This is a genomic window from uncultured Olegusella sp., assembly GCF_947253395.1.
Taxonomy (GTDB): Bacteria; Actinomycetota; Coriobacteriia; order Coriobacteriales; family Atopobiaceae; genus Olegusella.
On sequence record NZ_CAMXYY010000041.1, the window covers coordinates 1 to 13,656 of the forward strand.

13 protein-coding genes are annotated in these 13,656 nt (G+C 49.1%); 12 read left to right on the plus strand and 1 reads right to left on the minus strand.

Annotated features, from left to right (window positions below; translation table 11 throughout):
- From Q0X25_RS04790 to Q0X25_RS04805, 4 genes are all read left to right on the plus strand, one after another.
- Positions 1-809: flavodoxin domain-containing protein (locus Q0X25_RS04790; protein WP_298579347.1), on the plus strand; the 809-nt coding region annotated here is incomplete at its 5' end.
- A 129-nt stretch (positions 810-938) separates the two neighbouring features.
- Positions 939-1,316 (plus strand): GntR family transcriptional regulator, encoded by a 378-nt coding sequence (locus Q0X25_RS04795; RefSeq protein WP_298579348.1) that lies wholly within the window; start codon positions 939-941, stop codon positions 1,314-1,316.
- A 2-nt stretch (positions 1,317-1,318) separates the two neighbouring features.
- Entirely contained in the window at positions 1,319-2,344 is a 1,026-nt protein-coding gene (locus tag Q0X25_RS04800) for an ABC transporter ATP-binding protein (protein ID WP_298579350.1), read from the plus strand.
- Entirely contained in the window at positions 2,345-3,061 is a 717-nt protein-coding gene (locus Q0X25_RS04805) for an ABC-2 transporter permease (RefSeq protein ID WP_298579351.1), read from the plus strand.
- A gap of 65 nt (positions 3,062-3,126) precedes the next feature.
- Here Q0X25_RS04805 and Q0X25_RS04810 read toward each other — a convergent pair whose 3' ends face one another.
- Positions 3,127-3,849: a B3/4 domain-containing protein gene (locus Q0X25_RS04810; RefSeq protein ID WP_298579352.1), complete on the minus strand. Its 723-nt coding sequence runs from the start codon at positions 3,847-3,849 to the stop codon at positions 3,127-3,129.
- 194 nt (positions 3,850-4,043) lie between these two features.
- Here Q0X25_RS04810 and Q0X25_RS04815 point away from each other — a divergent pair, with 194 nt between their 5' ends.
- From Q0X25_RS04815 to Q0X25_RS04850, 8 genes are all read left to right on the plus strand, one after another.
- Positions 4,044-6,563 (plus strand): ATP-dependent helicase, encoded by a 2,520-nt coding sequence (locus Q0X25_RS04815; protein WP_298579353.1) that lies wholly within the window; start codon positions 4,044-4,046, stop codon positions 6,561-6,563.
- A gap of 72 nt (positions 6,564-6,635) precedes the next feature.
- Positions 6,636-7,538 (plus strand): glucose-1-phosphate thymidylyltransferase RfbA, encoded by a 903-nt coding sequence (gene rfbA / locus Q0X25_RS04820; protein ID WP_021735601.1) that lies wholly within the window; start codon positions 6,636-6,638, stop codon positions 7,536-7,538.
- An 84-nt stretch (positions 7,539-7,622) separates the two neighbouring features.
- The gene (gene rfbB, locus Q0X25_RS04825) at positions 7,623-8,645 is read left to right on the plus strand and encodes a dTDP-glucose 4,6-dehydratase (RefSeq protein WP_298579354.1); all 1,023 of its coding nucleotides are present in this window, start codon (positions 7,623-7,625) and stop codon (positions 8,643-8,645) included.
- A gap of 22 nt (positions 8,646-8,667) precedes the next feature.
- On the plus strand, positions 8,668-10,146 hold the full coding sequence (locus Q0X25_RS04830) for a sugar nucleotide-binding protein (RefSeq protein WP_298579355.1): 1,479 nt from the start codon (positions 8,668-8,670) through the stop codon (positions 10,144-10,146).
- A 9-nt stretch (positions 10,147-10,155) separates the two neighbouring features.
- Positions 10,156-10,578 carry a 6-carboxytetrahydropterin synthase gene (locus Q0X25_RS04835; protein ID WP_298579358.1) on the plus strand — a complete coding sequence of 141 codons (423 nt, stop codon included), beginning with the start codon at positions 10,156-10,158 and terminating at the stop codon, positions 10,576-10,578.
- A 148-nt stretch (positions 10,579-10,726) separates the two neighbouring features.
- Positions 10,727-11,770: a cellulase family glycosylhydrolase gene (locus Q0X25_RS04840; protein ID WP_298579360.1), complete on the plus strand. Its 1,044-nt coding sequence runs from the start codon at positions 10,727-10,729 to the stop codon at positions 11,768-11,770.
- Positions 11,770-12,684, plus strand: coding sequence for a 16S rRNA (cytidine(1402)-2'-O)-methyltransferase (gene rsmI / locus Q0X25_RS04845; RefSeq protein WP_298579362.1), 915 nt, complete (start codon positions 11,770-11,772; stop codon positions 12,682-12,684). The genes Q0X25_RS04840 and rsmI overlap by 1 nt, the downstream gene beginning before the upstream one ends.
- A gap of 106 nt (positions 12,685-12,790) precedes the next feature.
- A partial coding sequence (locus Q0X25_RS04850; protein WP_298579364.1) for a class I tRNA ligase family protein occupies positions 12,791-13,656 on the plus strand: 866 nt, incomplete at its 3' end.

Below are 13,656 nucleotides of genomic sequence, written 5' to 3' on the forward strand. Positions count from 1 at the left end.
ATACGCTTGAGCTGGGTCGTCATACCCTGCAGTTCTTCTTGGCTCCCATGGTTCACTGGCCTGAGGTTATGGTTTCCTACGATCAGCTGACAGGTGTTTTGTATTCCGCCGATGCCTTTGGTGAGTTTGGCGCGCTGGGTGGCAACATCTTTGCTGACGAGGTTGATTGGGAGCATGACTGGCTGGATGAGGCTCGTCGCTACTACGTTAATATCGTAGGTAAGTATGGTGTGCAAACCAATATGCTGCTCAAAAAAGCTGCCAAGTTGGATATCCGTATGATTTGTCCGTTGCATGGCCATATCTGGCGCAAGGACTTTAATCTCATCCTAGATAAGTACGCCAAGTGGGCAAGCTACGAACCCGAAATTGATTCTGTCGCAATCTTTTATGGCTCAATTTATGGCGATACAGCTGTTGCGGCTGATATTCTTGCGGGCAAGCTGGCTGAGCGCGGCATGCGCGATGTACGCGTTTACGATAGCTCCAAGACTATGACCTCTGAGCTTGTTTCTGTTGCCTTCCAATACTCCAAACTTGTCTTTGCTTGCGCCACCTATAATTTGGGCATCTTTGATAGCATGCGTACTTTGCTGGACGATATCGCAGCTCATGCCCTTAAGAATCGCGTTGTTGGCATCATGGAAAACGGCAGCTGGGCTCCTACGGCGGGTAAGCTCATCCAAACACAAGTTGAGGCTATGCCCAATATGACTATTCTCGAGCCTGTGGTGCACCTGCGTTCTAGTGTTAAGGAAGCAAATCTCGCCGAGATTGAGGCTTTGGCCGACGCCCTCGCTTCCGCCTAATTCGCCTTACATTAGCTGTTATTCATCCGCTTAGGGAGAGTCCTAAGCGGATTTTTCTTGACATACTGTATATATATGATATATACAGTATGTACACAATGAACAGAACAAAGGGAAAGGGAAACGAGCGTGGAAATTGTCATTTCCAACTCCTCGGGCAAGCCCATCTATGAGCAGATTGCAGATCAGTTGAGAGCGGCTGTTCTTGCAGGCGAGCTTAGCGCTGGTGAACAGCTTCCATCCATTCGAAGTCTTGCGACGAGTCTACGCATTAGTGCGATTACCACCAAACGTGCCTATGCAGAGCTTGAGGCGCAAGGCATTTTGGAAACGGTCCCTGGCAAAGGTTGCTTTGTGGCGGGTGTCGATCCAGGACTTTTGCGAGAAGAGCAACTCAGACGGGTGGAAGCAGCGCTTGCGCAAGCGGTCGCTGTGGCACGAACTGCTGCGATTGATTCTCAACAACTGCACGAAATGCTTGACTTGATTCTCGAGGAGGAACACTGAGTATGAAAGCATATGTGGGTACAGACGCTCAGAGTGCTGCGCATTTTGCGTATACGGCTTTTGATAGGGATAACAAGCTTCCCCTTGGTAGTCTTGACTTGTCAGGGGAGATTTGCGATTTGAGATTGTGCGAGATTGACAAACGTTATGGTGACTTTGCCCTTCAGTCAGTATCTCTTGATGTGCCTCGAGGGTCGATTGTGGGTTTGGTGGGCCGTAATGGCGCAGGTAAATCTACACTTATGAAAGTTGCACTCGGTTGTGTGCATGCTGATGCTGGTTCGGTCGAGCTCTTTGGCAAAAAACGAGATGCTCTTTCCGGTGCGGAACTCACCGCTCTTAAAGCTCGTATAGGTTATGTGAGTTCGGTCTGTGCATATCCGTTGCGAATGAGTGTGGCGCAGGTTGCAACAATGTATAGCTTGGCATATCCAAAGCTTGACTATCCGTTGCTCCAACATCTGCTTGAGCGTATGGGCTTGCTACAAGCAAATCCAAAGCCCCATCGTTCATATGCTGCCCGCAAAAAGGTTGGAGAGCTTTCTCGCGGTATGGGTATGAAATTACAGCTTGCTTGCGTGCTTGCCTGCGGTGCAGATTTGCTTGTAATGGACGAACCGACAGCAGGTCTTGATCCTATTGTGCGCGATGAACTGCTCGATATTTTACGCGAGAGCATGGAAGATGGCACGAGATCAATTCTCATTTCTAGTCATATTACCAGCGACCTTGAGCATATCGCAGACTATATTGTGATGCTTGAAGAGGGAAAAATTGCATTTGCAAGTGATTGTGGGCGCATTTATGACGAGATGGGTATCGCTCATTTGCGCGGCGAGGAACTGGAGTATCTGCTTGCAAGTGCTTATATTCCTGAAGGCCAAATCCGTATAGTAAAGCGTGACTTCTCCTGGGATGTGCTTGTTTTCAACCGTGCTCAGTTTGAGCAGCGCTTCCCAACTTTTACCATTGATAAAGCGACAATCGATGAGACGATGACCCTCGTTGCGAAGGGAGAGCTGAGATAAATGCTTGCGGTTCTTTATGCAGATTGGTGCCAGTTTTTGCGCAAACTTCCGCAGTATCTTCTGCTATTTGCGACGGTAATTATTATCGTTGGAGCGGGCGCAGTCTTTGGCAGAGACGACATAGATATTGCTCACGTCACGATAACAAATTTGCAGATACAGATTTCGCTCGCCATTTTCTTTATGGTGATTTATATCTTGGCAGGAGGTGCTTTTTCAGATGACGAAGCAAATGGTTGGCAGCAGGCTCGTGACGCGCTTCCTCTGACGCGCGCTCAAGTGGTAACAGGACGTTATGTTTTTGTGTTTGCGGCAACTATTACGGGAGCTATCGTTTGTATACTGCTCAATGGTGTAGTGGTACTCGCAATGCAACAATTCAACAGCAATGCCTTAAGCACTATGACAGAAGTTGGCTCTGTACTTGTAGCGGCTGCCTTGATATTGCTTCTGTTACTTTCACTCCAAATGCCTGTTTTGTTTTGGTGGGGAGCTCAACGAGCTTGGCCTGTTATGTCGCTGCCTGTGATGCTTCCGTTATTGTTAACTTTCCCTGCACCAAGGCAAGGATTTTTACGAGCGACAGAAACGCTGTCAAAGCTGTATGCGCAACTAGGGATGGGATGGAGTTTAGTTGTTGCGGCTCTGCTCGTGGGTTTGCTCTCCTTCGCCTCGCTCAAACTCTCGCAGAAACTTTACGCAAAGCGGGATTTGTAAGAAAAAGCGCCTGGGGCCTGTGCTGTCCCAGGCGCGCTGTGCGTTATAGGCGGATAAGTCAGCGCTTAGATAAGTGGAGTCGTGCGATGATCAATCGTCAGATAATCTTTGTTGGTGGTATGAGCACCAAGAATTTCGCTGGTAAAGACTTCTAGTTGATCGATAGCAGCATGCAGATCATTCACGCGATGAGGCTCAATACACTCCATGATAAAGGCGCAATGAGGAGTGTTGTCTGTAGCTGCGCTACGCTGGCAGTCACGCCAGTTCCAGCAGCGACAAATAGCCCCCGCATCGTCTAGGTATGCAAGCTCACCAGCGAGGGTGGGATCAGGAGTATCCTCACCAACAGCCAGATAGTCGTCTCCACCTTCGCTTAGCGCGAGACGGAAGGTGCCCACAAAGGCATCGATATTTTCTACGCCCATGGGGAAGGCATAGGTCAGAGAAATTGCATTGGATATATCAACTGCGGGGTTGATGGAGCCAACCGGATTGTCTTTAAGGACACGCTTAAGTAGGTTTTCGATTGAGCAGCGGGCGCCATGCTTGGTCTTAAATTTGCGGTATGCCTCGCGCCATACCGCAGGAACTTCGTTTTTGCTGATGGGGTTGTTGGGCACCCATTTGCGCGCAACAATATTGGCACGTTTGAGCTCCTTCTGGGCGCGGGCGACCAGCGCAGGATCAATTTGGTCGGTTGGTTTGATGCCATCTACGGTCAAAACGCCAATAGTTGCCTTGGGAAAAAGCTCCCAGAAAGACTCCTCAGTGACAAAATTTATCATATAGCTCTCCATGTTTGCTGCTCGTTGAGAGTACGCTTGAACGACTTGAATGTTCCCACATTAATTAAGACTTATGTTGCAGAGTTAAACAAGTCGAAAATTGATGAACAAATAAGAGACAGATGAGTAAAGCCCTTTTGAGGTCCGCTACAGGGGGTAGACTAGTAGCTCCCACATGATGAACGGAGTTTCCCTTGTCACTGTCTTTCGATGAGTTTATGAAGTCTCAGTCTAGCTTCTCTGAGCGACAGGGCACAGCAGCGCCTGTTGTAAAAAAACCATCTCGAGTAGCAGTTGGTACGACTGACGAAGTGCCTCTTTCTCCCGTAGAGAGTGCCGTTGATATTGATAGTCTTAATGCTGCGCAACGCAAAGCGGCACTATGTACACGTGGTCCCTTGCTGGTTTTGGCAGGAGCTGGTTCAGGCAAGACGCGGGTGTTGACGTACCGCATTGCGCACATGATTTCTGATGAAGGAGTACGTCCTTGGCAGGTGTTAGCAATCACCTTTACCAACAAAGCAGCAGCCGAGATGCGCGAGCGTCTGGACGCATTGCTCCCTGGGGGCACGCGTGGTATGTGGGTGTGTACCTTCCATGCAATGTGTGTGCGTATGCTGCGCGAGGATGGTGAGTTGCTGGGCTATCGCCCCAATTTCACTATCTATGATGACGATGACTCAAAGCGTCTTGTCAAGACCATCATGGATGAGTTGGATATTGACCCCAAGCAATTTCCCCTACAGGCTATTCGTTCGCGTATCTCACAGGCAAAAAATGCAATGAAAACAGCTGAGGATATGGCAGATGAAGCCACAGGAGATCATAATCCGCTTAGCCTCAAAGCAGCTCGTGTATATCGAGAGCTGCAGCTACGTTTGGCACGAGCAAACGCTATGGATTTTGATGATTTGCTTATCAAGGCATATGAGCTGTTGGCAAAACATCCCGACGTATTGGACAAGTATCAGGAACGCTTCCGTCAAATTAGTGTGGATGAGTATCAGGATACCAACCATGTTCAGTATTCCATTACCAATTTGTTGGCAGCAAAGTATCGCAATTTAATGGTGGTTGGCGATGACGACCAGTCAATTTATAGCTGGCGTGGTGCCGATATAAAAAATATTCTTGCTTTTGAGCAGGACTATCCCGATGCGCAGGTAGTCAAGCTCGAGCAGAACTATCGCTCAACCCATCATATTTTGTCTGCAGCAAATGCTGTGGTGAGTAACAATTCCCGACGCAAAGCCAAGCGTCTTTTTACCAATCGCAACGATGGAGACAAGATTTTTCTGTATCAAGCAGATGATGAACGCGATGAGGGTCGTTGGATTGGCTCGGAGATCGAAAAAAATCATGATGATGGTACCAGCTATGATGACATTGCGGTCTTTTATCGTACGAATTCTCAGTCGCGTGTACTCGAAGATATGCTGTTGCGTGCGGGGGTGCCTTACAAAATCGTGGGTGGTACGCGATTCTTTGATCGAGCAGAGATTCGCGATGTAATGGCTTATCTCAAGCTTGTGGTCAATCCTGACGATGACATATCAGCCTTACGTGTTATCAACACGCCCCGTCGAGGTATTGGTACAACTTCCATTGGCAAAATTCGCAGCTATGCCACAGAACACGACTTGACCTTCTTTGCAGCTGCTCAAGCTTGTGTGGCAGAAACAGGTCTTTTTAGTCCTAAGGTACGTGCAGGCTTGGGTGAGTTTAGCGCAGCTATAGAAGCAGGCCGTCATCTGCAGGGTGACTTATCAGATGTGGTTGAGACAATTGTTGACAAAACGGGTCTTATACGTGCTCTCGAGGCAGAGCATTCCGTTGAAGCTGATGGCCGCATTGATAACATTCGAGAGTTTTTTGGTGTGGCTGCCGAGTTTGATGAAACGCATGATGATGCCACAGCAACGCTTGAAAGCTTAGCCCAACTTGCTGCAGCTGCCACAGCGGATGAAGCTTCCACAGCGCCCCGTGCAGCAGCAGAAAATGCGGCGAGCGTTGCTGCCAAAAAGCTTCCGGCTTTTATGGAGTGGCTAGCTCTGCGCTCGGATCTTGATAGTTTGGCTGGGTCCAGTAGCGCGGTAACGCTCATGACTATTCATTCTGCAAAAGGCTTGGAATTTCCTGTTGTATTTGTTGCGGGTATGGAAGAGGGGCTTTTTCCTCATCGTGCAAAGGAAGGCGAGCCAGATTCTTTTGAGGAAGAACGCCGTCTTGCCTATGTAGCCATTACCCGAGCAGAGCGTAGACTCTATCTGAGTTATGCAACAACACGTAGAATGTTTGGCTCTACCTCGGCAAATGCGCCGAGCCGCTTTTTGGCAGAAATCCCTGAAGATGATGTTCAAACCATAGGTCTTGGTTCTTCGGGATATCGTGGAGTCGGTTGGGAAAAACGTGGCGATCGGCATGGTACCTATGGTAGTGGCCGCGGTAGCGAGGTTTACGGTGGGCAGGTCTTTGGTTCGCGTACGCGCTCAACGGGTGGTTCTCGTGAGATGGGCTCCAATGCACAGCCCATTCGTCGCGATGTCGCAAAGGCAAATGAAAGCTTTGCGGTGGGCGATCGGGTGTCGCATAAGACTTTCAAGATGGGTACTGTGCGTGCAATAGACAAGGACACTTTGACAGTCTATTTCGAAAGCCTTGGCACTACCAAACGCTTACTTAAGGGATTTGCGCCGATAGTCAAGATTGTTTAGGAGCAAACGACTCTTTGGCTCTGCTTGCGTTACTCTTAATGTATCTGTAAAGCCCTATACAGGAGGTTGTTTGTGAAAGGCATTATTCTTGCGGGCGGCTCGGGAACGCGCCTCTACCCCTTGACCATGGTCACGTCCAAGCAGCTTTTGCCTGTGTATGACAAGCCGATGATTTACTATCCGTTATCTACGTTGATGTTGGCTGGCATTCGCGACATCTTAGTGATTTCTACCCCTACAGATACCCCTCGTTTTGAGCAACTGCTGGGTGATGGTAGCCAGTTTGGCATTTCACTGAGCTATGCTGTGCAACCGAGTCCTGATGGCCTCGCTCAAGCTTTCATCATTGGCGAGGAATTTATTGCAGGAGATTCTTGTGCGCTTGTCTTGGGCGACAATATTTTTTATGGCAATGGTCTTTCTCGTCATTTGCGTCATGCGGTAAAGGCAGCTGAGCGTGAGGGGGGAGCGACGGTCTTTGGTTATTACGTGGATGATCCCGAGCGTTTTGGCGTGGTGGAATTTGGGGAGGATGGCAAGGCAGTTTCTATCGAAGAAAAACCCGCCAACCCCAAAAGCAATTACGCTGTAACCGGTCTGTATTTTTACGATAACCGCGTGACCGAGCTGGCTCGTCAGGTTAAGCCTTCTGCTCGTGGTGAGTTGGAGATTACGTCCCTCAATGAGATGTATTTGCAGGATGGCGCTCTTGATGTGGTCACACTGGGTCGTGGTTATGCATGGTTAGATACAGGCACCATGGACAGCCTCTTTGATGCTTCTAACTTTGTTCGTACTATAGAAAGTTCACAGTCCATTATGGTTTCGGTACCCGAAGACATTGCGTATCAAAATGGCTGGATTGATAAGGACGCGCTCAGACAAGCAGCCGAGGCGTACGGTAAAAGTCCCTATGGTGAGCACCTGCGTCATCTGCTTGATGGCAAGATTCGCAAGGATAGCCGCTTTGAATAGGATTGGATAGTCAGTTCACGTGGGCTTTGCTTGCCCAGTTTGAATGAGAAAACAACACCGCTTTGGTAGCCGAAAGGAACCTACATGGCAGAAGAGAAATTTATTCCCAAACACATCTTGGTGACGGGCGCGGCTGGTTTTATTGGTTCAAATTTTGTGCATTATGTCACCCGTGAGCACCCAAAGACACAGGTGACGGTGCTTGATAAGCTTACCTATGCAGGTAATATTCATAATCTCGATGGTATTGCGCCTGAGCAGATGGATTTTGTACAGGGAGATATTTGTGATGCTGAGCTGGTAGACCAGCTAGTCTCACGCTGTGATGCTGTCGTACATTATGCCGCTGAGAGTCACAACGACAATTCGATTGTGGATCCGTCACCCTTTATCCAAACCAATGTGGTGGGTACCTATACCTTGTTAGAAGCAGCACGTAAATACGATGTGCGTTATCACCAGATTTCAACCGATGAGGTTTATGGAGATCTGGCCTTAGATGACCCCCACAAGTTCCACGAGGATTCACCTTATTGTCCAAGCAGTCCTTATTCTTCGAGCAAAGCGAGCGCCGACCATCTGGTACGTGCTTGGCATCGCACCTTTGGCGTACGTGCCACCATTTCAAATTGCTCCAACAACTATGGTCCCTACCAGCACATTGAGAAGTTTATTCCTCGTCAGATTACCAACATATTGTGTGGTATTCGTCCTAAGCTTTATGGCGATGGCAAAAATGTGCGTGACTGGATTCATACCGATGATCATAGCAGTGCGGTCTGGACCATTCTTACCCAGGGACGTATAGGCGAAACGTATCTCATTGGTGCTAATGGCGAGCGCAACAATATTGATGTTTTGCGCTTGATTTTGGAGCATATGGGCCGAGCTGTCGATGACTTTGATTGGGTGCGTGACCGTCTTGGTCATGACCGTCGTTATGCCATTGATGCGAGCAAGCTCCAAACTGAGCTTGGTTGGCACCCATCCCACACTGACTTTGAGAGCGGACTTGATGCCACTATCGCTTGGTATCGCGATAATCGTAGCTGGTGGGAGGACACAAAAGCCGAGACTGAGGCAAAATACGCCAAGCAAGGTCAGTAAGTAAAAATTCGAGGGAGCTCCAGTGGATTTTGGAAAGCAGCTTGCGGCACACGAGACAAGCATACCAGGCGTTATTGTTTTTGATCTAACGGTGCACGGCGATAACCGCGGCTGGTTCAAGGAAAACTGGCAGCGTTCCAAGATGTTAAAACTGGGACTCCCTGACTTTGGTCCTGTTCAAAACAATATTTCTTATAACGAGTCTCGCGGTGCTACCCGTGGCATTCATGCTGAGCCCTGGGATAAATTGATTTCTATCGCGGCAGGCAAGATTTTTGGTGCTTGGGTAGATTTACGTCCTGGCGCGAGCTACGGTCAGGTTTTTTGCTGTGAGCTCGATCCAACGCGAGCAATTTATGTGCCGCGTGGCGTGGGCAATGCATACCAGGCACTTGAGGACGGCACCATCTACACCTACCTTGTTAATGCGCATTGGTCTGCTGAGCAAAAGAAAAACTATACGTTTGTAAATTTGGCTGATCCACAGCTCAATATCAGCTGGCCCATCCCTTTGGAGAAATCGATACGCTCCGAGGCAGATTTGCATCATCCTTTCCTTGCAGATGCCTTGCCCATGGGTCCTCGTAAAACTTTTGTAGTGGGTAGTAACGGTCAGCTCGGGCGTGCACTCCAAGCAGAAGTTGCGCGTCGCGGGCTTGAGGGCTGGGAGTTTCACGATATCGAAAGTTTTGATATGTGTGATCCTGTAGCCTATGAACATATTGCTTGGGACACCTTTGGTACCATCATTAATGCGGCTGCTTTTACGGCGGTGGACAAGGCGGAAACCGCTGAAGGTCGTAGGGCTGCTTGGAACATTAATGTCGAGGGTGTCGCCAAACTTTGTCGTGTGGCTGCCGAACATCAGCTCACGCTTGTACACGTGAGCAGTGATTATGTTTTTGATGGTATTCAAGAAAGCCATAACGAAAGCGAGGAGTTTGCTCCCTTAGGTGTCTATGGACAAACCAAGGCCGCAGCAGATGCACTCGTCGCACAGCTCCAACGTCATTTTGTTGTGCGCTCAAGTTGGGTTATTGGTGATGGCAAAAATTTTGTTCGCACCATGATGGATCTTTCGCATCGCGTGGCAGGAGGCAAGCTTGCGCAGGTGAGTGTAGTTAACGATCAAATTGGTCGCCTGACCTTTACAAAAGATATGGCTGCAGGCATTTTGTGGCTGTTGGGATATCGTGAAGGTGATACGGCACTCGATGACCGTGCGCCACATGCTGAATTTGGTACCTACAATCTCACGGGTAGTGGTGCAAGTGCCAGTTGGTCTGATATTGCTGCGCGCATTTTTGATTTGACTGGGGGTAATGGCGATGCGGTCAAGCCAGTTTCTACCGCAGAGTATTTTGCTGAGGCTCCAAGCCCCATTTCTCCTCGTCCCCATTACAGTACTCTCGCATTGAATAAACTCTCAGCTACAGGCTTTGTTCCTGCAAATTGGGAAGAATCGCTCAAAGCCTATATTGAGGCTGAGCAGGCTCGTTAGGAGATAGTGGTGTTTGGGCTCAAGACGGAAGCGTGCTTTGATAGCGCACATTTTTTAGCTGACTATCACGGCACATGCGAAAATCTTCATGGTCATCGCTGGCGTGTCGTTGTGTATATCAAGCAAGACCAGCTTGGCACTGAGGGAACACAGCGCGATATGGTACTTGATTTTGGTGAGCTTAAGCGCATTGTGCGCGAAGAGGTTGCTGCGTTTGACCATATGTTTTTGGTTGAAGAGGGTACGCTCAAGCAGACCACTATTGATGCGTTGTGTGACGAGGGTTTTAAGCTCAAGCTGTTGCCCTATAGGACAACGGCAGAAAATTTAGCTAAGAATTTTGCTGAGCTTTTTTACAAACGTGGTCTGCCTATAAGCCAAGTAGATGTATATGAAACGCCTTTGAACTGTGCAAGTTATTTTGTAGATTAGCTTTATTGCCTGCACCTGTGTATATCTAGAAAAAAGTGACCAAAAGTATCCCTTTTTTGTGGGTAAACAGTCATTACGTGTCTCCTTGATGTCCACTGAGGTAGGTATACTTCAAGTGCGAGCTAAATTTTGAACAGAGGAGCAAGTAATGGACAGGCGGACTCTACATGGTGTGAACCTTACTGGCTGGCTCACACTTGAGTCATGGGTGACCCCTGGTCTTTTTGCGGACTCTGGTGCCCTCGATGAGCCTTCACTGATTCGTGCGGTGGGTATAAAGCGCTATCAGGAGATAGTGCGTCATCATCGTGCGACGTTTATCTCTCAGGCAGATTTTGTACAGATTGCTGGTCGCGGGTTTAATGCTGTGCGTCTGACCGTGCCCTGGTATGTGTTAGGTGATGATGGTCCCGAGACTGGTCCTTATGTGGGATGTATCCAGCAGGTCGATGATGCGCTTGAATGGGCAGAAGATGTTGGGCTCAAACTGCTGCTTGTGTTGGGCATCAATCCTGGTCGCGAGGCAGATGATGGTGGCCTTGTACACGGTCGGGCGCGTTTTGTTGACTATCGTCAAAGTGCTTTGCAAGTCATTGCCACGTTGACTCGCCGCTATGCATTACGCGATGGGTTTGTTGGTATTGAAGTGGCAGATGAGCCTCTCGCTCAAGTACGTCGTGGCTTGGTCTTAAGCGACGGCGTGCCCATGCACATCTTGCGTACCTATTATCGTGATGCATATGAGCTCATTCGTAAGGAGGCGGGGGAGGATGCCGTTGTAGTTTTGCCCGATGCAGACCTACATCGCTCCTGGCGTTCGTTTATGGGACAGCGTCAATACAAAAATGTTTGGCTTGATGCTCATCTTTACCATTACGAAGACAAGGTAGATGTGACAGGTCCTGTGGGCGTGCGCAAACTTGTGGCCAGCTCTCGCGCAGCGCTTAAAGCTATAGGACGTGGTCATCTGCCCGTGATGGTCGGTAAATGGTCTGGTTCTTTGCCTTTTCCTGATTCTCTAATGACACCTGAAGGTCGCATTGCACTTGAGCGTGTTTTTATTGCCGAACAAATCAATGCTTTTCGCGACTGCCCTGCGTGGTTCTTCCAGACCTGGAAGACGACAAGCAGACTGATAGGCTGGGATGCGCGTGTGGCTTTGGCGACCTTTGAGAGGCGGATGCTCAACTAATGGCTATTGCACATTCTCATGCAGCCGCAACACAAGGAGAAGGTATCCTTTCTTTAGTTGGTACACCTATTGGCAACCTTGGAGATATTTCACCACGCGTAAAGCAGACCTTAGGTTCTGCCGATGTGGTGCTTTGCGAAGACACTCGTGTTACTGGCAAATTGATGTCACATTTAGGGCTGCATGTACCTCTTGAGCGTGCCGATGACAATGTGCTTGCGAGTCGTATTGAGCCTACACTTGCCCGTATTGCTGCAGGTCAGCGTGTTGCTTTTGTATCGGATGCAGGTATGCCTGGAGTATCCGATCCTGGTGTTCGTTTGGTAGATGCCGCGCTTGAACAAAATCTTTGTGTGGAAGTTATTCCCGGACCCTCAGCACTTACCTGTGCTTTGGTGGCATCAGGCCTGCCTATGGAACACTTCTTTTTTGAAGGATTTTTGCCGCGGAAAGCAAGCGCTCAGCACAAGCGCTTGGCCGAACTTTCGGTAGTGCCAGGGGCATTGGTACTCTATGAGTCTCCACGTCGTGTGGTAGATACCTTGACGGTGATTGCTCAGGCTTTTCCTCAACGGTTGGTAGCTTTGGTGCGCGAGTTGACTAAGTTGCATGAAGAAGTTTTGCGTGGGCCAGCACGTGAGTTGGTAGATGAACTTGTGCAGCGACAAGATGCAGGCAATGTGCTCAAAGGCGAGTGTGTCATTGTGATTGCACCGCCTTGTGCAGACGAATTGCGCCAGCTTGCTCTGCTTCTCTCACAAACCGCTGGACAGGCTGCCAGTTTTGAAGAAGCGGCACAAGCAGGACTCGCCGCAGGAGAAGCAAAAACGGTCCTTGCTAAGCGTCTTGCCAAGCGATATGGTCTCCCAAAATCCGATGCCTACGCTCGCATTTTGGAGCTCTCTGACAACTAAACTGCCTAGGGTCTGTTTGTACGCATTTCTCTGAGGAGCACAAAGGGGGCTTGCGTTAGAATAATAAGTTGCATCATTCGCAGACTTTTAGCAGGAGACATTTTTCATGGCAGACAATCTAAACAAGCCGTCTTTTTATATCACCACCCCTATCTATTATGTTAACGCCGCTCCGCATCTTGGTACCGCGTACTGCACCATCTTGAGTGATGTGCAGGCTCGTTATCGCCGCGCTGCTGGCTATGATGTCAAGTTCCTCACGGGTCTTGATGAGCATGGTGAGAAAGTTGAGACTACGGCTGCTGAACACAAGATGACTCCTCAAGAGTGGTGTGATTCGCTGGCTCCTGCATTTACGGATATTTGGAAGACTCTTGAGATTTCCAATGATGACTTTATTCGTACTACTGAGCCCCGTCAGGAGCGTGCGGTGCAGTATCTCTGGGAGCGTATGCGGGAGTCGGGCTACATCTATAAGGGCAGTTATGATGGTTGGTACTGCGTTCCTGAGGAGACGTACTTCACCGAGACTCAAGTGCGCCACTCCGACGAGGAAAACCACACCGAAGGTCAGCATCTTTGCCCCGACTGCGGACGTATGCTGCAGCGTGTGCAAGAGGAGAGCTGGTTCTTTAAACTCTCTGCTTTCCAGGATCGTCTGCTTGCTTTTTATGATGAGCATCCTGACTTTGTGATGCCCTCCTTCCGCATGAAGGAAGTTCGCACCTTTGTTGAGGGTGGCCTGCAAGATCTTTCCGTCAGTCGCACGAGTTTTGACTGGGGTATCAAACTTCCCTTTGATGAGAAGCATGTGACGTACGTCTGGTTTGATGCGTTACTTAACTACATGACGGCAGTGGGTTATGGTCAGCCAGGTGAAGCGGCCGCAGCAAATCTTGCGCACCGTTGGCCTGCTCAGTATCACGTGGTTGGTAAGGATATCATCCGTTTCCACTGTGTTATTTGGCCTGC

Excerpts from the sequence above, each read along its gene's own strand:
- Q0X25_RS04800 (WP_298579350.1), top strand. The coding sequence starts at position 1,319 with ATGAAAGCATATGTGGGTACAGACGCTCAGAGTGCTGCGCATTTTGCG.
- Q0X25_RS04805 (WP_298579351.1), top strand. The coding sequence starts at position 2,345 with ATGCTTGCGGTTCTTTATGCAGATTGGTGCCAGTTTTTGCGCAAACTT.
- Q0X25_RS04810 (WP_298579352.1), bottom strand. The coding sequence starts at position 3,849 with ATGATAAATTTTGTCACTGAGGAGTCTTTCTGGGAGCTTTTTCCCAAG.
- rfbB (WP_298579354.1), top strand. The coding sequence starts at position 7,623 with ATGGCAGAAGAGAAATTTATTCCCAAACACATCTTGGTGACGGGCGCG.
- Q0X25_RS04840 (WP_298579360.1), top strand. The coding sequence starts at position 10,727 with ATGGACAGGCGGACTCTACATGGTGTGAACCTTACTGGCTGGCTCACA.
- rsmI (WP_298579362.1), top strand. The coding sequence starts at position 11,770 with ATGGCTATTGCACATTCTCATGCAGCCGCAACACAAGGAGAAGGTATC.